The following is a 26,798-nucleotide window of genomic DNA, read 5'->3' on the forward strand; positions in this document are numbered from 1 at the left end:
ACACACCCAGCCAACCAGACACCCCAATCACAGGCCGACAGCAGCTGACCGTTCTACACCCTCAATCATGAAGAGCCGGTAATGCACCTCCGGATAGCCCAGCGGGGCCTGCGCGTCGTGTTCGTCGATGAAGCGGTTGCGCAACCCGCGCGCGTATCGCCCGGAGAAGGCTTTGGTCACAACGGTTTCGGTGAACGCCGGGTCCTGCAGTGCGGCACGGTGCACCGGACTGCTGCCGGCCTCGTCGGCCAGCAGGAACGCGGTGCCCAGTTGCGCGGCGGCCGCACCGGCGTCCAGCACCCGCCCGACGTCCTCGGCGGTCATCAGGCCACCGGCTGCCACCACCGGAACCTCGGTGGCCGCCAACACACCGGTCAGCAGCTCATCGAGGGGTTGGGTGGCCGGCCGGGCGGCGGGGTCGTAGGTGCCGCGATGACCACCGGCATCGGGTCCCTGCACGGCCAGGGCGTCGACACCGCGACCGACGGCTTCGCGCGCCTCTGCGAGCGTGGTCACGGTGGCCACCGTCGTGATGCCGGCGGCTTTCAGCCGCGCCGTCTCCTCGGCGCTGGGCGCCCCGAAGGTGAAGGACACCACCTCCGGCCGCAGATCGAGCACGACGTCGAGTTTGGCGGCCCAGTCGTCGTCGTTGAACTTCGGCTCGCCGAGGTCCACCCCGTACCGCTGTACCTCACTGGACAATGCGGCGATGTAGCGGTCGATATCGCCTGGCTGCACGGCACTGGGTTGGGGTGCAAAGAGATTCACGCCGATCGGTTGGGTGGTGAGCTTTCGGGTGGCGGCCAGTCGTTGGGCGAAGGCGTCCGCCGACAGGTAACCGGCCGCGACGAATCCGAGGCCACCGGCCTCCGAGCCGGCCGCTGCCAACTCCGGGGTGGACGGGCCACCCGCCATCGGTGCCACCAGGATCGGGGCCGTCAGATCCCGCAGACTGAATTCACCCATCGCACACCGCCTTCATCCGTTGCACCGTGGAAAACCCCACCGGATACCGTGATCATCCCATCCTGACTCGCGCCGCCAGCTCGGCGGCCCCGTCTCCGGTGAGCGCACCGAGCATGCGCGGGCGGTTGCCCAGCACGGACACCAGCTCGGCGGCGAGCCCTGAGACCGTCGGCCCGCTGCCATGGGTCCAGTCGGCATCGCCGGCCACCAGGCGTAGTCCGCGGCTGTTCCGGTACGCCGGGACAAAGGGGTTGGGCACGGTGACTTGGGTGTTGAGGACGGCGACGACGGCGTCGGTCGGGATGTCGGGTTGCCTGCCGAGGGCGTAGAGGATGTCCAGCTCGTGGGTGACATGGTCGCCCAGCAGCAGGGTGCGCGGGAACATCCGGCCGAGTCCGGACGGCTCGGCGATCAGCCGGGCCAGGTCGTCCAGCAGCTGGTCGGGTGTCCGAGCCGCGGCGAGCCTGACGGCGAGCGCGGTGTTGGCCGGGTCGAAACCGCGATACCGCAACAGGGCCGCCCCGAATTCGCCGACGCCGCAGCTGTATCCGACGACCATGTGGGCGAGCACCTGGTGATTGGACCACTCGGCGCACAGGCTGGGCGCGGCCCACTCCCCTGGCCCCAGGCCGGCGAACACCGCGAGCAGGCGTTCGTCGTTGGCCCTCAGCGGCTCACCCGCCGACACGAAGATGCTCCTGCAGGAAGGCCGTCTGGTCGGCCAGCACCTGACCGACCAGCGGCGCATGGTAGATGGCGAAGTGGTCCGAATCATAATGCCTGGCAACGCCGTTGGGTGCTCGGCGGGCGACGGCCTCGGCATACCGCGGGTGCATCAGGTTCTCCCGGTCGCAGACGCAGACCAGCAGCGGCGCCCGCACCCGGCGGGCGCACCGTAACGCCGAGGTGGTGATCATCGTGACGGCGTCGGCGCCGACGATGCGGTTGTCGAACGTCGCCCCGGCGGGCACGGTGGAGTTCCATCCGGCCTCGGCGCCATCGGCGGTGACGAGGGCGAATCCGCCGGGCGGGCCGACGATCGGGATGTGCCTGCGGTCATCCCCGAAGACCGGGCGCAGCGCGGCCCGCAGTAGGTCTTCGGCGATGGCGGGCGCCGTGCGCAGCGCGGCACGCACACCGAGGGCGCGCGCCGCACCCGGTCCGTGCACGATCGGGCATTGGACGACGGCGGCGGCGATGTCGGCGCGTTGCGCGGCCACCCGCACCACGTTCATCGCGCCGAGGCTGGTACCCCACAGGCCGAGCCTGGTGCTGTCGATCGCGGGATGCGCCCGCAGCGACGCTAGCGCGGCATGCACGTCCTGGCCTTGGCGCCGCAATGAGATGCGTTGCCGTGGTTGCCCTTCCGAGGATCCGGTGTAGCGATAATCGAAGGCCAGGGTGGCGATCCCGGCAGAGGCGAAGTGCTGCTCGTAGCCCGGCAGCATCATGTCGCGGACAGCGCCCAGGCCGTGCACCAGCGCGACGGCCGGATGCGGCCCCGCGCCGGCGGGCAGCGTCAGCCAGGCCGCGCACCGGGTGCCACCGGAGAAGAAGTCGAGTCGTTCGGTCGGAATTGTCTGCATGATGGACCACCCTTGACATAAGTACGGTGTACGTATGAGCTAGGCTGCAACACGTACGTCGTACTTGTCAAGGGGGTTGGTCGATGCGAGCGAGATTCACGGTGCAGGACATCGCCGGCGCGGCGCTGCGCATCGTCGACGAGCAGGGCCTGGCCGCGCTGAGCATGCGGTCACTGGCGAGCGCGCTGGGAACCGGCCCGATGACCGTCTACAACTACGTCGCCGACAAGACCGCGCTGGAGGAGTTGGTGGTGGCGGCCGTGGTCGCCGAGATCGCGCTGCCGGCCCCCACCGATGACTGGCGCAATGACGTGCAAGCCATAGCCGTCGCCTTGTGGAAGGGCGTGCGGGCGCATCCGGCCGCAGTACCCCTGGTGCTCACCCGCCGGCTGTCCTCGCCGACGGGTTTCGCGATCGTCGACGCGCTGGTCGCCGCCCTCGGTCGCGGCGGTCTCACCGGCACCGCCCTACTCGCGGCCTTCCACGGCCTGCTCGGATTCGTCATCGGCGCGGCCCAGACCGAACTGGCCGGCCCGCTGACCGGCAGTGCCGCCGAAGCCGCCGACCGCATCGGCTCCCTGGCCGGGGCCGAGCACCCGCATATCGCGGCCTTGGCGCAGGTAGCCATCACCACCCCGGTCGAGCGTGATTTCACCACGGGCCTGGCCATGTTGATCGACGGGATCGCGCTGCACGCTCAGGCGTGACCGCGTTCGGTCTCCTGGCCGAGGTAGTCGCGGGCCAGGGTCGCCACGTGCGCAGGCAGCTCACCCGCGGCCACATCGGCGAGGCTGGTCTGTTCCAGCACCGAGCGCATGCTGGCCCGTAGGGCGCGCCAGACATCGGTGAGCGCCGCGGTGGGACCCGAGTACGGCAGGTCGCCGAGGCCGATATCGCGCACACTGGCCAGTGGTCCGTCGATACAGCGCAGCACGTCCGCCACGCTGATGGCCGACGCCGGGCGGGCCAGCTCGTAGCCGCCCTCGCGGCCGCGGTGGCTGCGCACCAACCGGTCGGTGCGCAGGTCGGACAGGATGTCCACGAGGAACTGCGCCGGGATGCCCTGGGCCTTGGCCAGGTCGTCGGTCTTGACCAACTCACCGTCGCCGACGGTGGCCAACTGCACCATGGCGCGGACGGCGTACTCCGCCTTCGCCGACATCCGCATACCGCGGATTCTGCCAGGCGCGCCGCTCAGCTCACGGGCGGCGCCACGTTGCGCACCGTCCCGGTCATCCCGCGCACCGAGTCCGGCACCGGAACCGCGGGGTCACAATCGGGTGCCGTCTCCGGAGTCCCATAGCCCAGCACCATCGGGACCACGCCGGCCCATCCGCCTGCCTCGACGTCGGATTCGGCGTCCTCCGGCCAGCCCGCGCTGACCTTGAGCGACCAGTTGTCGGTGCCGATCGGCATCCGCAGCGCCATGCTGGCCACCAATTCCTTGCGGGTGCTGGGCCGCAGTTCGGCGACCCGGCCGGGGATGAAGGTGTCGGTGAGCGCGTTCAGATACGCGACCTTACGGTCCTCGGGAACCGGCTCGAAGCTGCCGAACAGCACCGCCGAGCGATAGCGGAAGGACGACTCGAAACTGCTGCGGGCCACCACGACCCCGTCGAGCGTGGTCACCGACACCGCGGCCGGGGCGCCCTCGGACAAGGCCCGCAGCCAGGGTGACCCGGTCGACCCGTGAATCACCAATTCGTCTGCCAGCCGGGCGAATCCGATCGGAAAGGCCACCGGATGCCCGTCGCGCACCAGTGCCACGGTGGCCAGCGGGGTGCTGTCCAGCAGGTGGTCCAGCATCGCTCGGGAGGTGTCCTGCTTTTCGCGCAGCCGGGTGACGCTGGTGGACGGCCTGACCGGTTCCGTCATGGGATATCAACCGCCCCCGGCACCACCACCGCGAAGAGATCGCTCAACGCCGCCAGGCTGGCGGCCTGCACCGTCGCCGCGGCCACCGGCCCGTCGGGACCCGGCAGCGCCCGGGTCGCGGTGGCAGCAGCCACCACGGTCGGCGCGAACCCGAGGTTGAACGCGCCACGCGCGGTGGAGTTGACGCACATGTGCGTCATGAATCCCGCCAGGATGAGGTTCGACGCGCCGACGGTCTTCAGTTCGGCCTCGAAATCGGTCTCTACGAACGAGTTCGGGTAGTTCTTCACGATCACCGGTTCACCGCCGCGCGGGGCCACCTGGGCGGCGATGGCGCCCGACTCGCCGGTGATGTCGTACAGCGAACCGGGTCCGTCATCGTGCTGGATGTGGATCACCGGGATGCCCGCCGTCCTGGCGCGCTCCAGCAGCAGCGCCGTCTCGTCCAGCGCGGCCTGCACGCCGTCGAGCTCCATCACGCCCTGGGTGTAGGTGTTCTGGCAGTCGATCAGGACCAGGGTGGACTCCGTGAGCGGAGCCGGGGTTGCGGGCAGGCTGGCGAGTTCACGCAGGGTGGGTCGGGTCACTCCATGCAGCCTAGTCAGACGCCGATGAGTTCCGCCGGTCCTGGCAGTCTGTTCAGACATGGGACCACTCGACGGCAAGGTCGCGTTGATCACCGGCGGTGCGCGTGGTCAGGGCCGCGCGCATGCCACGACGCTCGCGGCGGCAGGTGCCGATATCGTGCTGTGCGACATCGCGGCGCCCGTCGAGGATGTCGCCTATTCGGCCGCAACGCCGGACGATCTCGCGGCGACCGCCGCGGCGGTGGAGCGGCTCGGCCGGAGGTGTCTGACCGCAACGGCGGACGTGCGAGACCTTGCCGCGTTGCAGACCCTGGCCGACCGGGCGGTCGAGGCGTTCGGCCGCCTCGACGTGGTGATCGCCAACGCCGGCATCGCTACCGGCGACCCGGTCGCCACCATGTCCGAACAGCGGTGGCGCACCATGCTCGACGTCAACCTGACCGGCGTGTTCAACACGTTCCGCGCCACGGTGGGCCATCTCATCGACCGGCGCGCGGGCCATCTGGTGGCCACGTCGTCGATCGTCGCGACGACCGGCGCACGCAACGCCGGCCACTACGCCGCGGCCAAGGCCGGGGTGGTGGCCCTGGTGAAATCGCTGGCCTACGAGGTGGCCGAGCACGGCATCGTGGTCAACGCCGTGCTGCCCGCGGGGGTGGACACGCAGATGATCCAGCACGACGAGATCTACCGGATGATCCGGCCCGACCTGGACAATCCCGGCCGCGGCGATGCCGAAGAGGTGTTCGCCAGGGGCAGGCCGCGCCCGGGCCTGCTGGATCCGCAGGACGTCGCCGACACCGTGCTCTACCTGGTGACCGACCGGGTGAAATGCCGGTCCGGAGAATCGATCACGCTGGCCAACGGGATGGACTAGGGCGACTCAGACCACTGGGTCACTTCGGAAGAGCGATACCACCGGTGATATCGCTCTTCGGAACCGACCGGCAGCCCGCTCGGAGCGCCGGGTGCGACGTCAGGCGGCCGTGACGGCCAACACCGCCCGCGCCAGTTCCGGGCGGCACACCACCAAGTCGGGGAGCAACACATTGTCCTGGTTGTAGACCAGCGGCGAGCCGTCGATCCGTGAGGTGTGCAACCCGGCGGCGCGGGCCACCGCGACCGGCGCCGCGGAATCCCACTCGTATTGGCCGCCCGCGTGCACGTACACGTCGGAAACGCCTTGCACCACCGACGCGACTTTGGCTCCGGCCGAACCCATTTCGACCAGCGTGCCACCGAGGGCATCGCGCACCGCCAGTGCCACCGCGGGCGGGCGGGTGCGCGACACCACGATCCGCGGTGCGGCCGGTGCAGCGGGCGGGGCGGCCACCGTCGGGGTGGCCAGCGTGGCACCCTGGGCCGGCAGCGCCACCGCGCCGGCCACCAACTCCCCCGCGTGCCACAGCGCGACATGCACGGCCCAGTCCGTGCGGCCGAGTTCGGAGAACTCGCGGGTCCCGTCCAGCGGGTCGACGATCCAGACCCGATCGGCGCCCAGCCGCACCTTGTCGTCGGCGCCTTCCTCGGACAGGACCGCATCGGCGGGCCGGTGCTGGGCCAGGGCGGCCATCAGGAAGTCGTGGGAACGCTTGTCTCCCGCGGCTTTCCGCGCCGCCGCGTCGGCATCGGCCAATTCGTCGCGGACACCGAGCAGCAGCTCACCGGCTTCGGTGGCCAGTCGGGCCGCCAACTCGTGATCGCTCATTCACGAGTACCCAACAGATCGATCACCCGTTGCGCCAGGTCGTCGGCGGACTGATCGGGCGTCAGACGCAGATCAGGGTTCTTCGGCCGCTGGTAGGGGCTGTCGATACCGGTGAAGTGGGTGATCTCACCACGGCGAGCTTTGGCGTAGAGCCCCTTGGGATCACGGCGTTCGCAATCCTCCAGCGGGGTGTCGCAGAACACCTCGAAGAAATCGAATCCGCGCTCGGCGTGCACCCGGCGCGCCAGCTCCCGGTGCTCCTCCAGCGGGCTGATGGCCGGCACCAGCACGATCTGTCCCGAGTCGGCGAGCAGCGTTGCGATATGGGCCAGCCGGCGCAGGTTCTCGGCCCGGTCGTCCATCGAGAACCCGAGGTCGGCGTTCAGGCCGTGCCGCAGGTTGTCACCGTCGAGCACATACGCGGGCCGACCGGCGGCCAGCAACTTCTGCTCGACAAGCATTGCCACCGAAGACTTTCCGGATCCGGACAGCCCGGTGAACCACACCGTGGAACCCTTCGACAGCCGGTCGGCGGCGGTCACCAGGTTCTGGTGGCGTACCGCGTTCGGGCTGGCCGCCCGCGTGGCGGCGGGTTCGGTATCGCGCACCATGCCGGCGGCGACGGTGCCGTTGGTGTCCGGGTCGATGAGGATGAACGAGCCGGTCACCGAGTTGCGCGAATACTCGTCGAGCAACAGCGGGGTCTGGGTGCGCAGCGTGACCCGGCCGAGCTCGTTGAGCTTGAGTGCCGTCGCGCTCTTGTCGCGGTGCAGGGTGTTGACGTCCAGCCGATAGTCCAGCGCCGCCACCCGCGCCCGGGTGGTCCGGGTGGTGTGCTTGATCAGGTAGTCCCGGCCCGGCTCGAGTGCCGACCCGTCGGCCATCCAGCACACCGTCGCGTCGAACTCGGTGCTGGTGTGCGGCTGGTTGTTGGCCCGGGCGATCATGTCACCGCGCGAGATGTCGATATCGTCGGCCAGGCTGATGGACACGGCCATCGGCGGAAACGCCTCGGTGACAGGGCCGTTCGGGCCGTCGATGGCGGTGATGTTGCTGGTCTTGCCCGCCGGCAGGACCACCACCTCGTCGCCAGGGCGCATGACCCCGCTGGCTACCGTGCCCGCGTAGCTGCGGTGGTCGGCGTGCTCGTGGGTCTGCGGCCGGATCACGTACTGCACCGGGAAGCGGACGTCGACCAGGTTGCGGTCGCCGGCGATGTACACCTCTTCCAGGTGACTCAGCAGCGCGGGACCCTCGTACCACGGTGAGGCAGCCGATTTGGTGACCACGTTGTCGCCGTTGAGCGCCGACAGCGGGATGGTGGTGACGTCGTGCACGTCCAGACGGGCGGCGAATTCGTGGAATTCGTCGCGGATCGCCTCGAAACGCTTCTGGTCCCAGCCGACCAGGTCCATCTTGTTGATGGCCAGCACGATGTGCTGGATGCCGAGCAGTGAGGCCAGGAAGGCGTGCCGGCGGGACTGCTCCAGTAGACCGTGCCGGGCGTCGACGAGCACGATCGCCAACTGCGCGGTGGAGGTGCCGGTCACCATGTTGCGGGTGTACTGCACGTGCCCCGGGGTGTCGGCGATGATGAATTTCCGCTTGGCCGTGGCGAAATAGCGGTAGGCCACGTCGATGGTGATGCCCTGCTCGCGCTCGGCGCGCAGCCCGTCGGTGACCAATGCCAGGTCGGTGTAGTCGTTTCCGCGCTCCTTGGAGGTGCGCTCGACGGCGGCCAGCTGGTCCTCCATGACGGCCTTGCTGTCATAGAGCAGCCGGCCGATCAGGGTTGACTTGCCGTCGTCGACCGAACCGGCGGTGGCGATGCGCAACAAAGTAGCCATCAGAAGTAGCCTTCCCGCTTGCGGTCTTCCATACCGGCCTCGGAGATCCGGTCGTCGGCGCGCGTCGCTCCGCGCTCGGTGAGCCGCGACACCGCGGTCTCGGCGATCACCTCGGAGACGGTGCCCGCCGATGATTCCACGCAGCCGGTGCACGTCACGTCGCCCACGGTGCGGAACCGGACGGTCTTCTCGATGACCGGTTCGTCCTTGCGCGGCTGCATGTACTTGTGCACGGCCAGCAGCATGCCGTCGCGCTCGAACACCTGACGCTGGTGTGCGTAGTAGATGGACGGCAGCTTGATCTTCTCGGCGCCGATATAGGACCAGATGTCGAACTCGGTCCAGTTCGACAGCGGGAACGCCCGGATGTGCTCGCCCTTGCGGTGCCGGCCGTTGTACAGGTTCCACAGTTCGGGACGCTGGTTCTTCGGGTCCCACTGGCCGAACTCGTCGCGGAAGCTGAACACCCGCTCCTTGGCGCGGGCCTTCTCCTCGTCCCGGCGGGCACCCCCGAAGGCGGCGTCGAACTTGTTCTCCCGGATGGCGCGCAACAGCGTGAATGTCTGCATCGGGTTGCGCGACGGGATGGTCTCCACCACCCGCCCGGCGTCGATATCGTCCTGCACCTTGGCGACCACCAGGCGGACCCCGTGCTCGGCGACCAGTTCGTCGCGGGCCTGGAGCACCTCGTCGAAGTTGTGCCCGGTGTCGACGTGCATGACCGGGAACGGCAGCCGGCCCGGCGCAAATGCCTTGATGGCCAGGTGCAGCATGACGATCGAGTCCTTGCCACCGGAGAACAGCAGCACGGGGCGTTCGAACTCGGCGGCCACCTCGCGGATGATGTGGATGCCCTCGGCCTCCAGGGCACGCAGGTGGCTGAGCTCGTAACGAGCGGCGGCAGGATCCAGCTCGGCGGGGGCGCTCATCGCATCTCCATAAAGTTGGTAGAGATGACCAAGATTGCAAACATGATCAGAAATGTAATCGCGGGTGGGTGGCGGTGTCAATGATCGACGGTCAGCGTGAGCCGCTGACCTGCGCGCCGGCATCCCCCGGCAGGCGCAGCGTCTCCACCAGCGTCACCGCCATCAAGGCGCCCAGCACCAGGAACGCCAGCGCGTACGACGTCAGCAGACTCAACAGCAACGCGGCCAGCGCGATACCCAAACCCGCGGCCAACTCCTGCACGGACGCGTTGAGGGTGTTGGCGTGGGTGAGCTCGTCGCCGTCCACATCGGAGAACGCCAGGCTGTTGTAGGCCGTGAAGCCGATGGAGCGCAGCGCCCCACTCAGATAGAGCACCACGGCGATCAGTGCCACCGGCATTCCCGGCCGCAACGCGGCCAGCAGACCGAAACACCCCACCGACGCCACCCCGTTGACCAGCAGCACCGAGCGGATACCGAATCGGCGCATCAGCGGTGTGGTGAACGGTTTGATGGTGAGGTTGCCGGCGAACAGGGCGGCGACCATGAGCCCCGCCGCGAACGGTGTCCAGCCGAACTGCAGCTGGAACTGCAGAGGCAACAGAAACGGCACGGCGGTGATCACCAGGCGATACAACGAGCCCGCCGACACCGTGATGCGCAACGTGCGCAGCCGCAGCACCCGTAGTTCGACCAAGGGTGTCGCGCTGCGCAGCAGATGCCGGACCGCCGCGGCCAGCAACACCACCGCACCGGCCCAGCACACGCCGACCAACAGCCAGTCGGTGCCCGTCACCCGAATGTGTTCCAGCGCGATCAGTGCGGCGGCGATGCCACCGCCCAACGCAAGGATGCCCGACCAGTCCAACGGTGTGCGCCCGCGCGCCGGCCCGCCCCGAATCAGCTTGAGCGACAGCAGAAAACCGATGATGCCCAGCGGAATGTTGACCAGGAAGATACAGCGCCAGCTGCCGACGGTCGCGATGGCACCACCGAGCACCGGAGCCAGCACCGGCGCCGCGAGTGCCGGCCAGGTCAGCACGGCGATCGCCCGCACCAGGTCGGCCTTCCCGCTGAAGCGCAACACCGCCAGCCGGCCGACGGGCACCATCATGGCGCCGCCGACCCCCTGGGCGATGCGCATCCCGACCAGCATGGGCAACGACACGCTCAGCGCACACCCCACCGAGGCCAGGGTGAACACCGCGATGGCAGCGATGAACACGCGCCGGATGCCGAACCGATCGGCCATCCAGCCACTGGCCGGAATCAGCACCGCCACGGTCACCAGATACGCCGTGATCGCCACGTTGACGTCCACGGCCTCGACACCGAACTCTCCGGCGATCGCGGGGATCGCCGGGGTCAGGATGCTGGCGTCCAGGATCTCCATGAAGAACGCGCCGGCGACCAACAGCGCCACATTCCGGGGAAACGGCGGGTTCTCGGGTGCGGCCACACCGGAAAGGTAGTGAGTTCAGCTGCGCATGACCAAGTCGATTCGCTGCGATGTGTGGAGCGGCAACCGTAATGAGTACGGGTGCCGCTCCACACCTCGCTGGTTAGGCGAGGGGCTTGCTCAGGTCGTAGACCGTGGTGCCGCCCACGTCGAGCTTGGCGTAGTGCTGCTGCACCCATGCCGAGATCTGGCTGCCGGCACTGTCCTTGTCCGACCCCGGTCCGCCGTGGCCGCCCGGGCCGCGGTCGGCGGCGATGAAGTATCGCACCTGCCCGTCGGTCACATAGTGCTGGAACTGCTCAAGGGTGGGCGAGTTGTCCCCGCCGGCGAACCCACCGATCGACATGATCGACGCACCGGTCTTCAGCTCCAGACCGCTGGCCTGCATCGAGCCGATGGTCGCTGCGGCCCAACGGTAGTCGAGACCGGTGATGAGTGCCTGCAAGGCGGTGTCATCCCGGTCCTTGCCCCAGCCGCCGGGCGGGCCGAAATCGCCGAAGCCGCCGCCGGCGCGAGCCGGACCCGACGTCGGCATCGGTCCGCCGGAGTGACCGTCGGCGACCGTGGAGATCGAGTACACGGCGCTGCCCGCCAAGCCGAACAGCACAGCCGCGGCGGCCACCGCCGCGGTGGCCCGGCCCAGCTTGCCCACCCGCACCGCGAGCACCACGGCCAGCACCACCGAACCGACCAGCACGATCCAGCGCACCGCCGGCCACCAGTCGGGGTTGCGATCGAGTAGCACGAATGTCCACACGCCGGTGCCGGCCAGCATCACGGCCAACACCAGTCGGGGTACCAGGAGCTGTCGGCGCTGCCACAGTTCGGCCAGCGAAATACCCAGCAGCGCTGCCACCGCGGGGGCGAGCGCCACCGCGTAATACGGGTGCACGGTGCCGTCCATGAAGCAGAACACCGCACCGGTGACGATGAGCCAGCCCGCCCACAGGATCAGTTGTGCACGCACGCTGCCAGTGCGCGGGCTGCGCCGAGTGAACCACAACGCGGCGACCACACCGATCAACGCGGCGGGCAGCAGCCAGGACACCTCGGTTCCCATGAAGTCGTTGAACAACCGCCCGAGCCCGGGTTCACCGCCGAAGAACACGGGGCGGCCGCCGGGACCACCGCCCGGGAAGTGCCCACCCCCACCGCCAGGCTGGCCGCTTCCGGTGATGCGCTGGATCCCGTTGTAGCCCAGGGCAAGCTGCAACAGGCTGTTGTCGGTGGAGCCGGCGATGTAGGGCCGGGCGTCGGCGGGCCACAGACTCACCAGGGCGATGTACCAGCCGGCCGAGAACACCATCGCCACCACGCCGACGACGACCGCACCCACGCGCTTGCCCAGCGTCGCGCCACCGGCGATCAGGAACGCCAGCCCGAGGCCGGGCAACACCAGGAACGCCTGCAGCATCTTCGTCAGGAAGGCGAAGCCGACCGCACCGCCGGTCAGCGCCATCCATGTCGTCATATTCGCCACCGATGCGGTGCCGATGGCCCGCACCGTGCAGTACGCGGCGATCACCAGCAGCAACACCAGCAGCGCGTCGGGGTTGTTGTAGCGGAACATCGACGTCGCCACCGGGGTCAGCGCCAGCGCGGCACCGGCGAGCAGTCCGGCGCCCGGCCCGCTGCACCGCCGCACCGTGGCGTAGAGCACGGCCACCGCCGCCACACCCATCAGGGCTTGCGGCAGCAGCATGGTGAACTCGTTGAAGCCGAACAACCGGCCCGACAAACCCATCACCCACATCGCCGCGGGCGGCTTGTCGACGGTGATGGCGTTCCCGGCGTCGAATGAGCCGAAGAACAATGCCTTCCACGACTGGGTGCCGGCCTGCGCGGCGGCGGCGTAGTAGCTGTTGGCCCACCCGTTGGAGCCCAGGCCCCAGAGATAGAGCACCGCGGTGGCGGCCAGCAGGGCCAGCAGGCCGGGCCGCTCCCAGCGGGCCCGGGTGGGCTGGCCCAGCGGCGTGGCGGCCGGCCGGGTATCGGTCACAGTCATGTCAATCCTCGATTGGCGGAACGGTCTAGGAGGCGCGACGCGGATGGAACACCCAACCGCGCAGCAGGACGAAGCGGACGGCGGTGGCCACCAGATTGGCCAGCACCAGCACGGTCAATTCGACCAGCTTGTGTGGCTGCGCGACGAAGGCGTGCAGGCCGGCCAGTGACCCGCTGGTGATGGCCAGCGCAATGCCGAACACGATCAGACCCTCGAACTGATGCCGCGCCGCCCCTGCCCCGCCGCGCACCCCGAAGGTGAACCGACGGTTGGCGGCGGTGTTGGCCACCGCGGTCACCAGCAGCGCCACCAGGTTCGCGGCCTGCGCGCCGATGGACGCGTGCAGCGCCATGAACAGCAGCAGGTAGGCGATGGTCGAGGCCACACCGATGGTGCCGAATCGCACCACCTGGCGCAGCAACGAGCGCGGCGCCGCCGCCCGGCGCGAACCCAGTTGGGCGGCAATGGTGTTGATCGGAATGGAACCGTTGGCGAAGCCACGCAACAACCGGCCCACCCCTTTCAGGTCGGCGGTGGCGGTGGCGACGATGTCCACCCGGCTGTCCGGGTCGTCGACCCAGTCCACCGGAACCTCGTGGATGCGCAGACCGGTCCGCTCGGCCAGCACCAGCAGCTCGGTGTCGAAGAACCAGCCGGTGTCCTCGACGTACGGCAGCAGCTCGCGGGCCACGTCGGCACGGATGGCCTTGAATCCGCACTGGGCGTCGGAAAACCCGGCCGCCAGGGTCGATTTCAGGATGAGGTTGTAGCAACGGGAGATGATTTCGCGCTTGGGCCCGCGTACCACCCGGGAGTTGCGCGACAGCCGGGTGCCGATCGCGAGGTCGGAGTGTCCGGAGATGAGCGGGGCCACCAGCGGCGCCAGCGCGGCCAGATCGGTGGACAGGTCGACGTCCATGTAGGCCAGCACGGGCGCATCCGAGCACGACCACACATGGCGCAGGGCCCGGCCGCGGCCTTTCTGCTCCAGCCGCACCACCCGCACGTCGTCGAGTTCGGCGGCCAGCGCGGCAGCGATCTGGGGCGTGTCGTCGATGCTGGCGTTGTCGGCGATGGTGATGCGCACCGGGAACGGGAAGTTCTCCCGCAGGTGCCGGTGCAGCCGGTGCACCGAGTTGGCCAGCGCGGCCTGTTCGTTGTACACCGGCACCACCACGTCGACCACCGGCACTGCTTGGGAGCGAGCGGTCTGTACGGCGTTGGGCCGTGCGGCGAAGGCGATGTCTGTCATGAGATCCATGGTTGGCTGCCGCGGTATGCCGGTCGTTTGCGCACGCTATGTGAAACCTATGAATCCAGGGGGCGGGTCAGGTCGTACACCGTCACCCCGGTCACCGGGACCGCGGCGAAGTGACTCTGCACCCAGGAGGCGATATCGGCGGCCTCCCGGCTGCCGCTGTTCTGGCCACGCCAGTTGCCCATCAGCGCGGCGTGGATGAAGTAGTGAATTTTCTTCTGCGCCACCATGTCCTGAAACTCCGACAGGGTCGGTGCCGGGTCGGTGCCGTTGAATCCGCCGACCGCCAGCACGGGTGCGCCGGTGGCCAGTTGATAGCCGGCGGCATTGGTGGAGCCGACCGTCGCGGCCACCCAGGTGTAGTCGGCGGCGTTGGCGCTCAGCAAGGCCGTCAGAGCCGGTTTCGGCGTGGGCGCGTCGAACGGACCACCGGAAAAGCCGCGTCCGGGCCCCACCGACGGGATGGCCCCGCTGTGCGGATTGGCCGCGGTGGCCACGGCGTAGGCACCCGGTCCGGCCAGACACGCCGCGGTCGCCAGCGCCGCCGCAACCGCCGTCACCACCCGCGGCAACCGGCCGGCCGCCAGCAGCAGTACCGCCGCGCCGATCCCGACGACCGGCACCGCCGCACGTAGCCACGGCATCCAGCCGGCCTCCCGCCCGAGCAACACCGCGGCCAGCACGGCGGTGACGGCGACCGTGCCGGCCAGCGCCGTCGCACACCGCACATCGGACCGGTTGCGCCACAACAGGTTCGCACCGATGCCCAGACACGCACCGATCGCCGGCGCAAGGGCGACGGTGTAGTACGGATGCAGGATGCCGTTGGCATAGCTGAACACCACGGCCGTCACCACCAGCCAGCCGCCCCACAGGATCAGCGCGGCGCGGGTGGCATCGGTGCGCGGGGCGCGCCGGGTCAGCACCACCCCGGCGACCAGCCCGATCAGCGCGGCGGGCAACAGCCACGCGATATGGGTGCCCATCTGAGCGCCCAGCAGCCGACCCCAGCCGACGTCGTGGTTCATGTTGCCAAGTCCCCCGACCTCGTCACCGGTCAGCCGGCCCAGGCCGTTGTAACCCAGCGCCAGTTCGACGATGCTGTCGTGTTGCGACCCACCGATATACGGCCGCGACGCCGCCGGCCACAGCTCGACCAACAGCAGATACCACCCGCCGGAGACCACCATCGCCAGCGTCGCGGCGCCCAGGCGCAGCAGCCGGGTGCGCAGCGGCGCCGCGGCACAGATCAGATAGGCCGCGGCGAAGGCGGGCAACACCAGGAACGACTGCAGCATCTTGGCCAGGAATCCGAATCCGACGGCCACGCCGACAGCCACCGTCCACCACCGGCTGCTGTCCGGCTCGCAGGCCCGCTGCACGCAGTAGGCGCCGATGACCAGCAGCAGCACCAGCAGTGCGTCCGGGTTGTTGAACCGGAAGATCAGGGCGGCGGCCGGCGTCAGCGCCAGGACGGCCCCGGCCAGCAGCGCCGCCCCCGGACCGCTGACCCGCCGCACCGCGGCGTAGAGGACACCCACCGCCGCGATACCCTCCAGAGCCTGCGGTAGCAACACACTCCACGGGTGTAAACCGAAGAGCCGCACCGAGATATCCATCAGCCACAGCGCCGCGGGGGTCTTGTCGACGGTGATGGCGTTGGCGGCGTCACTGGATCCGAACAGCATGGCGGTCCAGTCGCTCGCCCCGGCCTGCGCGGCCGCCGAGTAAAAGCTGTTGGCCCAGCCGCTGATCGACAGATTCCACAGGTACAACACGGCCGTGCCGGCGAGCAACACGGCCAGCCCCACCCGCTCGCGGACCACCACGCGGCGGGCGCTCGGCGCGGGCACGGCTGCGGATACCTCGGGAAGCACGGCGGTCACTTCGTCGATCCTGGCAATGCCCGCTACGAAGCGGTTTTGTCGGCGCTGTGCGTCGGCTGTGGATTTCCTCCGGGCAGAACGACCACGAACCTGGTGTCGCCGGGAACGCTGTGCAGGTCGATCCGTCCGCCGTGTGCACGGATGACGGCGGCCACGATCGCCAAGCCCAGGCCGGTGCTGCCCATCCGGCGCGACCGCGACGAGTCGCCGCGGGCGAACCGCTCGAACACCTCGGGCTGGAGTTTGGCCGAGATGCCGGGACCGTCGTCGGCGACGGTCAACTGCACGTCGCCACCGGGCAGCACGCTGAGCGAGGTGACCACCGAGGTGCCGGCCGGTGTGTGAGTGCGCGCGTTGGCCAGCAGATTGGCCAGCACCTGATGCAACCGGGCCTGGTCACCGGTGACGAGCACCGGCTCCTCCGGCAGGTCCAGTGACCAGATGTGGCCGGCCGCGGTGGCGTGCGCGTCGCTGACCGCGTCGACCACCAGTTGCGACAGGTCGACCTGGGCGCGGTCCAGTGGGCGGCCCTCGTCGAGGCGGGCCAGCAGCAGCATGTCCTCCACCAGGGTGGTCATCCGCTGCGCTTCGGATTCGACCCGGCTCACCGCGTGCGCGACGTCGGCGGGCAACTCGTCGCGCTTACGTTGGGCCAGTTCGGTATAGCCCCTGATCGCTGCCAGTGGCGTCCGCAATTCGTGACTGGCATCCGAGACGAACTGCCGCACCCGGGTTTCGCTGGCGTGCCGGGCCGACAGCGCCCCGGCGATCCGGTCCAGCATCCGGTTGAGCGCGGTCCCGAGCTGACCCACCTCGGTGTGCACGGTGTCGGCGTCGACGGCCACGATGTTGGTCGGCAGGTTGACCTCACCGCGGTCCAGCTCCAGGTCGGCGACGTCCCTGGCGGCGGCCGAAAGCCTTGACAGCGGCGCCAATTGGCGACGGATGATCCAGATGCACGCGACGATCGCACCCGCCAGGGCAATGGCGGCGACGACGCACAGCATCGCCAGCACCCACAACAGGGTGTCGTCGACGACGGTGGTCGGCAGGCCGACCACCACGACCCGGCCGCTGCGGTGGGCGTGCAGCGCCAGCACCCGGTAGGAGCCCAGACCGTCGAGGTGCATGCCGACGGCAGTGGGCGACGGGGGCACCGAAGCCAACTGCGCGGCGGCGGTGGAGCTGATATCGGCGGTGGCGCCCTCGGAGGTGATCACCCCGGCGTCCAAGGATCCGTCGTGCCCGATGATCATGCCCACGGTACGGATGGCCTGCCCCGGCGCGTTGAGGAATCCGGGGCCGGGACCCGCCTCCGGGTCGAACCGGAACAACGGCGGGCCGCCATTGTGCTGCGGACCGTCCAACGGCGGGGGCGGCGGCGACAACGGTGGTGGCGGCGGCAGGTCCGCGATGGCCGCCGACCGACGGCCCGCCTCCAGCAGCTGGGTGTCGAGTTGGTGCACCAGGAATCGCTGGAGCGCGAACTCGGTGGCCGCGCCGATGCCGATGCACAGCAGCGCCAACAGCGTGACCTGGGTGACCAACAGCCGCATCCGCAGCGACCAGGTCCGGGGTGCCAGGACGCGGCTTCTCACCTCAGCGCGGCGGTCGCAGCACGTATCCCGCGCCGCGCAGGGTGTGGATCATCGGCTCGCGGCCGCTGTCGATTTTCTTGCGCAGGTAGGACACATAGAGTTCGACGATATTGGACCGGCCGCCGAAGTCGTAGCTCCACACCCGGTCCAGGATCTGCGCCTTGCTCAGCACGCGCTTGGCATTGCGCATCATGAAGCGCAGCAGCTCGAACTCGGTCGCGGTCAGGGTGATCGGATCGCCACCCCGGGTGACCTCGTGGCTGTCCTCGTCGAGCACCAGATCGCCCACCACGATCTGGGCGCCGCCGGCCTCGTTGGCCACCCCGGTGCGGCGCAGCAGTGCCCGCAGCCGCAGCACCACCTCTTCCAGGCTGAACGGCTTGGTGACGTAGTCGTCGCCGCCGGCGGTCAGTCCGGCGATCCGGTCCTCGACCGAATCCTTGGCCGTGAGCAGCAGCAGCGGCAGGCCGGGCTGCTGGTCGCGCAGTTTGCGCAGGACGTCCAGGCCGCTCATGTCCGGCAGCATGACGTCGAGCACCACCACGTCGGGCGGGTTCTCCTTGGCGAGCTCGATGGCGCTGGCACCGTCGCCGGCGGTCTCGATATCCCAGCCCTCGTAGCGCAGGGCCATCGATACCAGTTCGGCGAGCACCGGTTCGTCGTCGACGACGAGGACATTGATCGGCTTGCCGTCGGCCCTGCGCATCACCACGCGCGCCGGGTCTGATTCGTTAGTCATCCCGTTTGCCAGCCCATTCGTCACCGTCGTCACATCGTTCAGTATTCAAACAACGAATAGGGAGGCACTGTGGCATTCCTATGCGCAAGCTATGAATGTCGCCCGGCCTGGACACACCCGGGGGATTCACAGCGTGCGCATAGCCAACACGGTCACAGTGGGCGCCATGACGCAACAACGACCATGGGGCAAGCGGGTGACCCTCGCGGCGGTCGGGGTCGCCGCACTGATCGGTGCCCTCGGCGGTGGCGCGGTATACGCCGCCACCGAGGGTGGCGGCCACGGCGGTGGCTTCGGACCTGGTTTCGGGCCCGGTTTCGGGCCTGGCGATTTCGGCCCGCCCCCGGATGGCGGGCCGTTCGCGGGTCAGATCCACGCCGGAGCGGGCCACGCCTCCCCCGACCCGGCCACCCTGCACGGCGAGTTCGTGGTCCCCGACGGGCATGGCGGGTTCCAGACCGACATCGTCCAGGTCGGCACGGTCACCGCGGTGTCGCCCAGGTCGATCACCGCCCGCAGTGCAGACGGTTTCACCGCGACCTACGTGATCCCGCCGACCGCCGCGGGCAGCAGCGTGCCGTTCGGGGTGGACGCAAAGGTGAGCATCCGCGCCACCCGCACCGGCGCCACCCAGACCGTCACGACGATCGGGGCGCCGTAGGACGGCCACTAATGCGGCACGGCGAAGCCGGACGGTGTGGTGAACGTGATCGGCGGCTCGTACACCGTCGGCTCCGGCGACTCCACCGCCGTTGTCTCCGTCACGGTTTCACCGATGGTCACCGGCGTCGTGGTGACCGGCCCGGGTGGCAGCGGGTCGGCACGACTCACTTCTCCGCCGCCGACGGCGAGCACTCCCATCGCGACGACGGCCCCACCGCCAACCCCTGCCGACAACATCTTCAGTCTCGATACGTTCACGGCTGAACCCCTGTTGGTGCGCGTTCCGATCGGTGCGGGCGCGAAGCCCGTACCCAGCGGGTAGCCGTGAACCCGCTCCGCGAAACCTGGGAGCCGGGGCGCGGACGCTCAGCCTTGCGGATCCGCGTTGGGCGCCTGCCCCGGATACAACGGGACCTTGCCGCGGATCGCCGGAACGGCCATGGTGGTGGCCTCGACGGTCGGGTCGAGCGAGGTGGTGGTGGCCACTCCGCCCGACGGGCCGGACGCCAGGTCCGACGGTGCGGCGGTGGCAACGATGACCGCCCCGATGAGCAACGCGGTTGTAGCAAGACAACCGGTCAAAAGGAGGATGAGTTTCATGCCTCCAGCGAACGCCGCCGCGCTGGAAACCGGCTCCAGAGGTGGTATGAACTACCTCGATATGAGCGTGCTATGGCGCCCCTGAGCAGCGATTACTTGGCGGGGCCGCGGATGGCGGGCACGGCCCGGGTCACCCCGGGGGCCGTCGGGGGTGTCGGTTCCAGCGTCGTGGTGACGCCGATCTGCATCGTCGTGTTGTCCGCCATCGGCGTCGCGATGTTTCCCGAGGTGAGCAGTGCGCTGAGCAGGCCGATCACCAGGAAGGCGGCGGCGCCGATCGCGGCGGCCCAGATGTGAAGAGTCTTTGCGGCCCGTGAGTTCATGCCGTGAAAGTGAAATGCATCACCCTGTGAACAACCTGACATGCGGGTGTCAATTGGCCGGTAACGGGCTTGCGGCACGGTCATCTCCTACCCTGTGCGTCATGCGGGTGGTTCGATGACGCGGTTCTTGGCGCGACGACTGTTCAACTACATCGTGCTGCTGTTGCTGGCGTCCTTCCTGGCGTTCACGCTGGCGTCGCTGACCTTCCGTCCGCTGGAGAGCCTGGAGCAGCGCAACCCCCGCCCACCGCAGGCCGTGATCGATGCCAAGGCCGCCGAGCTGAATCTGGACCAGCCGATCCCCCAGCGCTACGCCACCTGGCTTTCCGACACCGTCCGCGGCGACTTCGGTACGACGGTGGCCGGCCAGCCGGTGAGCGACGAATTGTGGCGCCGAGTCGGGGTCAGCCTGCGGCTCGTGGTCATCGGTTCGGTCGCCGGGGCCATCCTCGGCGTCGTGGCCGGCGCGTGGGGCGCCATCCGGCAGTACCGGTTCTCCGATCGGGTGATCACCGCCCTGTCACTGCTCATCCTGAGCACCCCCACCTTTGTGATCGCCAGCCTGCTGATTCTGGTTGCGCTGCGGGTGAATTCGGTGTTGGGCGTGCGGATTTTCGAGTACACCGGCGAGACCTCACCCGATGCCATCGGCGGGACGTGGAACATCTTCGTCGACCGGATCCAGCATCTGGTGCTGCCCACCCTGACGCTGGCGCTCGGATCGATCGCCGGGTTCAGCCGGTACCAGCGCAACGCGATGCTCGACGTGCTCGGCCAGGATTTCATCCGCACCGCCCGGGCCAAGGGCCTGACCCGGCGCCAGGCGCTGGTCAAACATGGCCTGCGCACCGCGCTGATCCCGATGGCCACGCTGTTCGCCTATGGGGTCGGCGGCCTGGTCACCGGCGCGGTATTCGTCGAGAAGATCTTCGGCTGGCACGGGATGGGTGAGTGGTTCGTGCAGGGCCTGGCCACGCAGGACACCAACATCATCGTCACGATGACGGTCTTTTCGGGTGCGACGGTGCTGTTGGCCGGGGTGCTGTCGGATCTGATACTGGCGGCGCTTGACCCCCGCGTGCGGGTGGCCCGATGAGCGATCCGAGTTCGACGACCGCGAAGTCCGGTGTCGACGTCCAGGCGTTCGCCTCGCGCCGCACGCTGGTGTGGCGGCGCTTCCTGCGCAACCGCCCGGCCGTCGTGGCGCTGGTCATCCTGGCCGTGCTGTTCGTGGGTTGCTACGCCCTGCCCCCACTGCTGCCCTACAGCTACACCGATCTCGATTACTACTCCTTGCAAACCCCGCCCAGCCCGAAACATTGGTTCGGCACCAACGCCCTCGGTCAGGATCTGCTCGCGCTGACGCTGCGCGGCATGCAGAAGTCGGTGCTGATCGGTTTGTGCGTGGCGTTCATCTCCACGTTCATCGCCGCGGTCGTCGGCGCGGTGGCCGGCTACTTCGGCGGCTGGCGCGACCGTGCGCTGATGTGGATCGTCGATCTGCTGTTGGTGGTACCCAGTTTCCTGCTGATCGCCATCGCGACCAGGGGCACGCAGGGTTCCGGCGCGCTGCTGGTGCTCATCGTGCTGCTCGCGTCGTTCTCCTGGATGATCAGTTCGCGGATGGTGCGCGGACTCACCATGAGCTTGCGTGAGCGTGAATTCGTCACCGCCGCACGGTATATGGGGGTCAGCGATGCCCGGATCATCGCCCGCCACGTGCTGCCCAATGTGGCGTCCATCCTGATCATCGACACCACACTGAACGTCGGCGTCGCGATCCTGGCCGAAACCGGCTTGAGCTTCCTCGGTTTCGGCGTCAAGGCGCCGGATGTCTCGCTGGGCACCCTGATCGCCGACGGCACCCCGTCGGCCACCACCTTCCCGTGGGTGTTCCTGTTCCCGGCCGGGGTGCTGATCCTGATCGTGATGTGCGCCAACCTGGTCGGCGACGCCTTGCGCGACGCCGTCGACCCGGGTTCACGCCGGCTGCGGGGGCGAGCGAAATGAGCCTGCTCGAAGTCCGCGATCTGACCGTCGAATTCCCCACCGATACCGAGCGGGTACCGGCCGTGCGCGGGATCTCGTTCGACATCGCACCGCGCGAGGTGGTGGCACTGGTGGGCGAATCCGGTGCCGGCAAGTCGGCCAGCGCGATGGCCGTCGTCGGCCTGCTGCCCGAGTACGCCGAGGTCGGCGGTTCGGTGCGGCTGCACGACACCGAACTGCTCAACCTCGGCGATGACGAGATGTCGCGCATCCGTGGCCGTTCCATCGGCACCGTATTCCAGGACCCGATGTCCGCACTGACCCCGGTCTATACCGTCGGCGACCAGATCGCCGAGGCGCTGCGGATCCACCAGCCGGGGCTGGATCGCCGGCACGCCTCGACTCGGGCGGTCGAGTTGCTCGAGCTGGTCGGTATCAACAACCCGGGCCAGCGCGCACGGGCGTTCCCACACGAATTGTCCGGTGGCGAACGGCAGCGGGTGGTGATCGCCATCGCGATCGCCAACGACCCGGATCTGATCATCTGCGACGAGCCCACCACTGCGCTGGATGTCACGGTGCAGGCCCAGATCCTGGACCTGTTGCGCACCGCCCGCGATGTCACCGGCGCCGGTGTCCTGATCATCACCCACGACCTGGGCGTGGTCGCCGAGTTCGCCGACCGTGCGCTGGTCATGTACGCCGGTGCCGTCGTCGAAAATGCTTCGGTGACAGAGCTTTACCGCAACCGGGCGATGCCCTACACCGCCGGGTTGCTGGGCTCGGTGCCCCGGCTGGACGCTCCGCGTGGGCAGCGACTGGTGCCGATCCCCGGCGCCCCGCCGTCGATGGCCGCGCTGCCGCAGGGCTGCCCGTTCGCCCCGCGTTGCCCGCTGGCCGCCGACGACTGCCTCGCCGCCGAACCGCCTCTGCTCGAGATCGGGCCCGCGCACGGCGCGGCCTGTATTCACACCGACGGCGTGATCGGGCATACCGCGGCCGAGATCTACGGCGTGCAAACCGAACCGCACGATTCCGAGGACGCCGCCGATTCGCCGGTTGTCCTGCGGGTCAGTGATCTGGTGAAGACCTACCCGCTGACCAAGGGGCTGCTGCTACGCCGTCAGGTCGGCGAGGTGCGTGCCGTCGACGGCATCAGCTTCGAGCTGCGCCAGGGCCGCACGCTGGGCATCGTCGGTGAATCGGGTTCCGGGAAGTCGACGACACTGCACCAAATCCTGGAACTGAAGGCGCCACAATCGGGTTCGATCGAGGTGTTGGGCAGTGATGTCGCCACACTCGACCGCGGTGCCCGCCGACAACTGCGCACCGACCTGCAGGTGGTGTTCCAGGACCCGGTGGCGTCACTCGATCCCCGTCTCCCGGTATCCGACGTGCTCGCCGAACCGTTGTCCGCCAACGGTTCCGACAAGGCCACCATCGCGGCCCGCACCGCGGAGCTGCTCACCACGGTCGGGCTGCGGCCGGAGGACGCCAGTCGCTATCCGGCCGAGTTCTCCGGCGGGCAGAAGCAACGCATCGGCATCGCCAGGGCGCTGGCGCTGCAACCGAAGATCCTGGCACTGGACGAGCCGGTGTCGGCGCTGGATGTCTCCATCCAGGCGGGCATCATCAACCTGCTGCTGGACCTGCAACAGCGCTTCGGCCTCTCGTATCTGTTCGTCTCGCATGACCTGTCGGTGGTCAAGCATCTGGCCCACGACGTGGTGGTGATGCACCGTGGCGTCGTCGTCGAACAGGGCCCCGCCGACACGGTGTTGACCGCCCCACAACACGAGTACACCCGGCGGTTACTGGCCGCGGTTCCGCAACCGGAGGATAAAGTCGATCGCCATGAAGATCCGTAGCCTGACTTACGGGCTGGCTTCCGTCCTGTTCACCACGGCCTTGGTGCTGTCCGGCTGCTCCGGCGGCGAGCAGAACATCCCGCCGATCGGCGGTGACGCCACGCTGGGCACCACCAACGACATCAATCCGCAGGATCCCAACACGCTGCAGCAGGGCGGCAACCTGCGCCTGGCGCTGCCCGCGATGCCGGCGAACTTCAACCCGCTGAACATCGACAGCGAGGGCACCGGCGCAGCCATGCTGCGCGCCACGCTGCCGCGCGCCTTCTTCGTCGCCCCCGACGGTTCGGTGTCGGTGAACCACGACTACTTCACCAACATCGAACTCACCAGTGAGAACCCCCAGGTGGTCACCTACACCATCAATCCCAAGGCGGTGTGGACCGACGGCACCCCGATCACCTGGGAGGACATCGCCTCGCAGATCCATGCCACCAGCGGCAAGGACAAGCGCTACCTGATCCCCAGTTCGGCCGGCCAGGACCGGGTGGCCTCGGTCACCCGGGGTGTCGACGACCGGCAGGCCATCGTCACCTTCGGTCAGCACTACACCGACTGGAAGGGCATGTTCGCGGGCAACACCACGCTGCAGCCCAAGAAGATGACCGAGAACCCGGACGTCTTCAACAAGGGCCAGCTGAACGGTCCCGGACCGTCGGCGGGCCCTTTCATGGTGTCCAATATCGACCGCACCGCCCAGCGCATCACGCTGGTGCGCAACCCGAAATGGTGGGGCACCACGCCCCGGCTGGACAGCATCACCTATCTGGTGCTCGATGACGCGGCCCGCGTCCCCGCGCTGCAGAACAACACCATCGACGCCACGGCTATCGCCTCGCTCGACGAACTGCAGATTGCCCGCAACACCCCGGGGATCTCGATCCGGCGGGCGCCGGCGCCGCAGTGGTACCACTTCACCTTCAACGGCGCGCCGGGATCCATCCTGGCCGACCCGGCGCTGCGGGTGGCGGTCGCCAAGGGCATCGACCGCCAAGCCATCGCCAATGTCACCCAGCGCGGGCTGGTGGACAATCCCGTCCCGTTGAACAATCACATCTTCGTCGCCGGCCAGCAGGGTTATCAGGACAACAGCGCGGTGGTGGCGTTCGACCCGGAGAAGGCCAAGGCCGAACTCGACGCGCTGGGCTGGAAGCTCAACGGCCAGTTCCGCGAGAAGGATGGCCGCCAGCTGGTCATCCGGGATGTGTTCTACGACGCCAAGAGCACCCGCCAGATCGCCCAGCTGGCGCAGAACAGCCTGGCCCAGATCGGGGTCAACCTGCAGCTGGAGGGCAAGCCTGGCGACCGCTTCTTCACCGACTACATCACCGTGGGTAATTTCGACATCGCTCAGTTCTCTTGGGTCGGTGAAGCGTTCACGCTGTGTTGCCTCAGCCAGATCTACACCACCGGCGCGGAGAGCAATTTCGGCAAGATCAGCACACCCGAACTGGACGCCAAGGTGAACCAGGTGCTCGACGAGCTGGACCAGGCCAAGGCGCGGGATCTGGCCAATGAGGCCGACAAGCTGATCTGGGCGGAGGGTTTCAGCCTGCCGCTGTTCCAGACGCCGGGCAATGTCGCGGTGCGCAGCAATCTCGCGAACTTCGGCGCGGCCGGGCTGGGCGACCTGGACTACACCGCGATCGGTTTCATGAAGCCCTGACCCGGCCCGGTATCGCCGATTCGGCGACGGTCGCCGCGGCCAGCGCGGAAATGGCCAGGCGCACAAGAGCGTTCGCCGGCATGGCGTCGAGCTCGGCGGCGCGGCCGGGCAGTGCGGACGCGTCGCCGGCCCGAACGTCGGCGATCACCGCCAGGGCGGCCCGCTCGCGGGTGTCCAGCACACTGTGCCCGGCGTTGGGCAGTTCCACGAGCACCGCGCCCGGAATCAGTCCGGCCACCCGACGGGCCAGCGCGGGCGGGGTGACCAGGTCATGCCCGCCGGACAGGACCACCGTCGGCCAGCCGAAGCGGGGCATCTCGGCGGTCAGGTCGAAGGGTTCGCCCTCGAAGTGCAGGCGGTCGGTGTTGGCCTTGCCCAGGCTGGTCGAGGGGTCCAGCGGGAGGCCGTCGGGCACCCCCGCGAAGTCGAGTTCCCGGAACGCGATCCGGTTCACCAGGTCGTCCTCGCTGTGAAACGGTGCGGTGTGGTGCGTCATCCGCCGCACGATCTTGAGCGCGGACCAGACCCAGGTCCGCCCACTGAGCAACAGATCGATCTGGCGCCCCAACAGCCCGGCGCCGCCGTAGCCGTACAACGCGCCGGCCACCTGCCCGTCGGCGTCGCGCAGGACGCGCTCGTCGAGCAACTTGCGCACCTTGGGTGCCAGGTCTGCGGTCTCCGGATCGGCACCGTGGAGCAGCAGGCCACGGATCGCGGCCCGCATGTACTCGATGTCGTGCGCCGACAACACCGGCGAATCGAGCACCATCTGCGCCACCCGGTGCGGATGGCGTGCGCCGAGTCCGGCCGCCAGGTACGTGCCGTACGAGGTGCCGTACACCAGCGCCGAACCGACGCCGGCGTCGTCGAGCACGGCGGCGATATCGTCGATGACCTGCTCGACGGTGATCGCCTCCGGTGGTAGGTCGGCACCGGCGTCGTCGTGCCGGGACAACCCCACCCCGCGGTGCTCGACCATGATCACGTCCAAGCCGGCAGCCGCGGCGTGCCGGCGCAGCCCCCGGTACGGCGCCACCGACGCCATTCCCGGTCCGCCGGGGATGACCAGCAGCGGATGCGCCGACTTCAGGCCGGTGCGCACGTAGTACAGGTCGAACTCGCCGGGCTGCCCAGGCGCGATGGGCCGGCGCACGGGGCGCACACCGGGCAGCCCGGCGAGCCTGTCGTGGGCCCGGCGGCGTTTCGCGGTCATGGTCATCGTGCCTTATTGTGCCCTGCCGTCATT

The 26,798-nt window shown here is 68.8% G+C and carries 26 protein-coding genes; 7 read left to right on the forward strand and 19 right to left on the reverse strand.

Translation table 11 applies throughout. The features are described 5' to 3' along the window. Nucleotides 1–27: 27 nt before the first annotated feature. From AWB94_RS21015 to AWB94_RS21025, 3 genes are read right to left on the reverse strand one after another with little or no spacing between them, the layout of a single operon-like run. Nucleotides 28–966, reverse strand: a complete 939-nt coding sequence (locus AWB94_RS21015) for a nitronate monooxygenase (protein ID WP_084395269.1) — start codon at nucleotides 964–966, stop codon at nucleotides 28–30. Between the two features lie 52 nt (nucleotides 967–1,018). Further along, nucleotides 1,019–1,654 carry a maleylpyruvate isomerase family mycothiol-dependent enzyme gene (locus tag AWB94_RS21020; protein WP_062657730.1) on the reverse strand — a complete coding sequence of 212 codons (636 nt, stop codon included), beginning with the start codon at nucleotides 1,652–1,654 and terminating at the stop codon, nucleotides 1,019–1,021. Then, on the reverse strand, nucleotides 1,641–2,552 hold the full coding sequence (locus AWB94_RS21025; RefSeq protein WP_062657729.1) for an alpha/beta hydrolase: 912 nt from the start codon (nucleotides 2,550–2,552) through the stop codon (nucleotides 1,641–1,643). The genes AWB94_RS21020 and AWB94_RS21025 overlap by 14 nt, the downstream gene beginning before the upstream one ends. An 83-nt stretch (nucleotides 2,553–2,635) precedes the next feature. Here AWB94_RS21025 and AWB94_RS21030 point away from each other — a divergent pair, with 83 nt between their 5' ends. Continuing rightward, nucleotides 2,636–3,259: a TetR/AcrR family transcriptional regulator gene (locus tag AWB94_RS21030; protein WP_062657728.1), complete on the forward strand. Its 624-nt coding sequence runs from the start codon at nucleotides 2,636–2,638 to the stop codon at nucleotides 3,257–3,259. Here the strand turns inward: AWB94_RS21030 and AWB94_RS21035 are convergent. Genes AWB94_RS21035 through AWB94_RS21045 form a run of 3 tightly spaced genes read right to left on the reverse strand, consistent with a single transcriptional unit; the run spans nucleotide 3,250 to nucleotide 5,014 of the window. After that, nucleotides 3,250–3,720, reverse strand: a complete 471-nt coding sequence (locus tag AWB94_RS21035) for an Rrf2 family transcriptional regulator (protein WP_062657727.1) — start codon at nucleotides 3,718–3,720, stop codon at nucleotides 3,250–3,252. The two genes, AWB94_RS21030 and AWB94_RS21035, sit on opposite strands and share 10 nt — an antisense overlap. 26 nt (nucleotides 3,721–3,746) lie before the next feature. Beyond that, nucleotides 3,747–4,427 carry a pyridoxamine 5'-phosphate oxidase family protein gene (locus AWB94_RS21040; RefSeq protein ID WP_062657726.1) on the reverse strand — a complete coding sequence of 227 codons (681 nt, stop codon included), beginning with the start codon at nucleotides 4,425–4,427 and terminating at the stop codon, nucleotides 3,747–3,749. Further along, nucleotides 4,424–5,014, reverse strand: coding sequence for a cysteine hydrolase family protein (locus AWB94_RS21045; protein ID WP_062657725.1), 591 nt, complete (start codon nucleotides 5,012–5,014; stop codon nucleotides 4,424–4,426). Before AWB94_RS21045 ends, AWB94_RS21040 begins: the two co-directional genes overlap by 4 nt. 58 nt (nucleotides 5,015–5,072) lie before the next feature. Between AWB94_RS21045 and AWB94_RS21050 the strand changes: the two genes are divergently transcribed. Then, nucleotides 5,073–5,891 carry a mycofactocin-coupled SDR family oxidoreductase gene (locus tag AWB94_RS21050; protein WP_062657724.1) on the forward strand — a complete coding sequence of 273 codons (819 nt, stop codon included), beginning with the start codon at nucleotides 5,073–5,075 and terminating at the stop codon, nucleotides 5,889–5,891. A 99-nt stretch (nucleotides 5,892–5,990) separates the two neighbouring features. On the opposite strand, the gene AWB94_RS21055 is transcribed toward AWB94_RS21050, so the two are convergent. From AWB94_RS21055 to AWB94_RS21095, 9 genes are all read right to left on the reverse strand, one after another. Continuing rightward, complete coding sequence (locus AWB94_RS21055) at nucleotides 5,991–6,722, reverse strand: 3'(2'),5'-bisphosphate nucleotidase CysQ (protein WP_062657723.1); 732 nt, start codon at nucleotides 6,720–6,722, stop codon at nucleotides 5,991–5,993. Continuing rightward, nucleotides 6,719–8,569, reverse strand: a complete 1,851-nt coding sequence (gene cysN, locus AWB94_RS21060; RefSeq protein WP_062657722.1) for a sulfate adenylyltransferase subunit CysN — start codon at nucleotides 8,567–8,569, stop codon at nucleotides 6,719–6,721. The genes AWB94_RS21055 and cysN overlap by 4 nt, the downstream gene beginning before the upstream one ends. Continuing rightward, the gene (gene cysD, locus AWB94_RS21065; protein ID WP_062657721.1) at nucleotides 8,569–9,498 is read right to left on the reverse strand and encodes a sulfate adenylyltransferase subunit CysD; all 930 of its coding nucleotides are present in this window, start codon (nucleotides 9,496–9,498) and stop codon (nucleotides 8,569–8,571) included. Before cysD ends, cysN begins: the two co-directional genes overlap by 1 nt. Before the next feature lie 91 nt (nucleotides 9,499–9,589). Next, nucleotides 9,590–10,921 carry an MFS transporter gene (locus tag AWB94_RS21070; RefSeq protein WP_062657743.1) on the reverse strand — a complete coding sequence of 444 codons (1,332 nt, stop codon included), beginning with the start codon at nucleotides 10,919–10,921 and terminating at the stop codon, nucleotides 9,590–9,592. Between the two features lie 139 nt (nucleotides 10,922–11,060). Next, a complete protein-coding gene (locus AWB94_RS21075) occupies nucleotides 11,061–12,962 on the reverse strand; it encodes a glycosyltransferase family 39 protein (RefSeq protein WP_062657720.1) in 1,902 nt (633 codons plus the stop codon). Nucleotides 12,963–12,987: 25 nt separating this feature from the next. After that, the gene (locus AWB94_RS21080) at nucleotides 12,988–14,223 is read right to left on the reverse strand and encodes a bifunctional glycosyltransferase family 2/GtrA family protein (RefSeq protein WP_062657719.1); all 1,236 of its coding nucleotides are present in this window, start codon (nucleotides 14,221–14,223) and stop codon (nucleotides 12,988–12,990) included. A 47-nt stretch (nucleotides 14,224–14,270) separates the two neighbouring features. Next, complete coding sequence (locus AWB94_RS21085) at nucleotides 14,271–16,097, reverse strand: glycosyltransferase family 39 protein (protein WP_062657742.1); 1,827 nt, start codon at nucleotides 16,095–16,097, stop codon at nucleotides 14,271–14,273. A gap of 32 nt (nucleotides 16,098–16,129) precedes the next feature. Beyond that, nucleotides 16,130–17,662: a sensor histidine kinase gene (locus AWB94_RS21090; protein WP_084395266.1), complete on the reverse strand. Its 1,533-nt coding sequence runs from the start codon at nucleotides 17,660–17,662 to the stop codon at nucleotides 16,130–16,132. A 43-nt stretch (nucleotides 17,663–17,705) separates the two neighbouring features. Continuing rightward, nucleotides 17,706–18,410: a response regulator transcription factor gene (locus AWB94_RS21095; RefSeq protein ID WP_046872813.1), complete on the reverse strand. Its 705-nt coding sequence runs from the start codon at nucleotides 18,408–18,410 to the stop codon at nucleotides 17,706–17,708. 199 nt (nucleotides 18,411–18,609) lie between these two features. Between AWB94_RS21095 and AWB94_RS21100 the strand changes: the two genes are divergently transcribed. Further along, nucleotides 18,610–19,104 (forward strand): hypothetical protein, encoded by a 495-nt coding sequence (locus AWB94_RS21100; protein WP_064961325.1) that lies wholly within the window; start codon nucleotides 18,610–18,612, stop codon nucleotides 19,102–19,104. Between the two features lie 8 nt (nucleotides 19,105–19,112). On the opposite strand, the gene AWB94_RS21105 is transcribed toward AWB94_RS21100, so the two are convergent. From AWB94_RS21105 to AWB94_RS21115, 3 genes are all read right to left on the reverse strand, one after another. Then, on the reverse strand, nucleotides 19,113–19,364 hold the full coding sequence (locus tag AWB94_RS21105; protein ID WP_234811822.1) for a hypothetical protein: 252 nt from the start codon (nucleotides 19,362–19,364) through the stop codon (nucleotides 19,113–19,115). A 108-nt stretch (nucleotides 19,365–19,472) separates the two neighbouring features. After that, the gene (locus AWB94_RS21110) at nucleotides 19,473–19,706 is read right to left on the reverse strand and encodes a hypothetical protein (protein ID WP_131805323.1); all 234 of its coding nucleotides are present in this window, start codon (nucleotides 19,704–19,706) and stop codon (nucleotides 19,473–19,475) included. A gap of 92 nt (nucleotides 19,707–19,798) precedes the next feature. Then, complete coding sequence (locus AWB94_RS21115; RefSeq protein ID WP_062657715.1) at nucleotides 19,799–20,029, reverse strand: hypothetical protein; 231 nt, start codon at nucleotides 20,027–20,029, stop codon at nucleotides 19,799–19,801. 115 nt (nucleotides 20,030–20,144) lie between these two features. On the opposite strand from AWB94_RS21115, the gene AWB94_RS21120 reads away from it, so the two are divergent. The 4 genes from AWB94_RS21120 to AWB94_RS21135 are packed head-to-tail and all read left to right on the forward strand — an operon-like array spanning nucleotide 20,145 to nucleotide 25,552. Further along, nucleotides 20,145–21,125 (forward strand): oligopeptide ABC transporter permease OppB, encoded by a 981-nt coding sequence (locus AWB94_RS21120; protein WP_062657714.1) that lies wholly within the window; start codon nucleotides 20,145–20,147, stop codon nucleotides 21,123–21,125. Continuing rightward, complete coding sequence (locus tag AWB94_RS21125; RefSeq protein WP_062657713.1) at nucleotides 21,122–22,039, forward strand: oligopeptide ABC transporter permease OppC; 918 nt, start codon at nucleotides 21,122–21,124, stop codon at nucleotides 22,037–22,039. Before AWB94_RS21120 ends, AWB94_RS21125 begins: the two co-directional genes overlap by 4 nt. Further along, on the forward strand, nucleotides 22,036–23,886 hold the full coding sequence (locus AWB94_RS21130; protein ID WP_062657712.1) for an oligopeptide ABC transporter ATP-binding protein OppD: 1,851 nt from the start codon (nucleotides 22,036–22,038) through the stop codon (nucleotides 23,884–23,886). Before AWB94_RS21125 ends, AWB94_RS21130 begins: the two co-directional genes overlap by 4 nt. Further along, nucleotides 23,873–25,552: an oligopeptide ABC transporter substrate-binding protein OppA gene (locus AWB94_RS21135; RefSeq protein WP_062657711.1), complete on the forward strand. Its 1,680-nt coding sequence runs from the start codon at nucleotides 23,873–23,875 to the stop codon at nucleotides 25,550–25,552. The genes AWB94_RS21130 and AWB94_RS21135 overlap by 14 nt, the downstream gene beginning before the upstream one ends. Here AWB94_RS21135 and AWB94_RS21140 read toward each other — a convergent pair. Then, a complete protein-coding gene (locus tag AWB94_RS21140; RefSeq protein ID WP_062657710.1) occupies nucleotides 25,539–26,771 on the reverse strand; it encodes an alpha/beta fold hydrolase in 1,233 nt (410 codons plus the stop codon). The genes AWB94_RS21135 and AWB94_RS21140 overlap by 14 nt on opposite strands. Between the last annotated feature and the right edge of the window lie 27 nt (nucleotides 26,772–26,798).

This window comes from Mycolicibacterium canariasense, from assembly GCF_002101555.1.
Classification (GTDB): Bacteria; Actinomycetota; Actinomycetes; order Mycobacteriales; family Mycobacteriaceae; genus Mycobacterium; species Mycobacterium canariasense.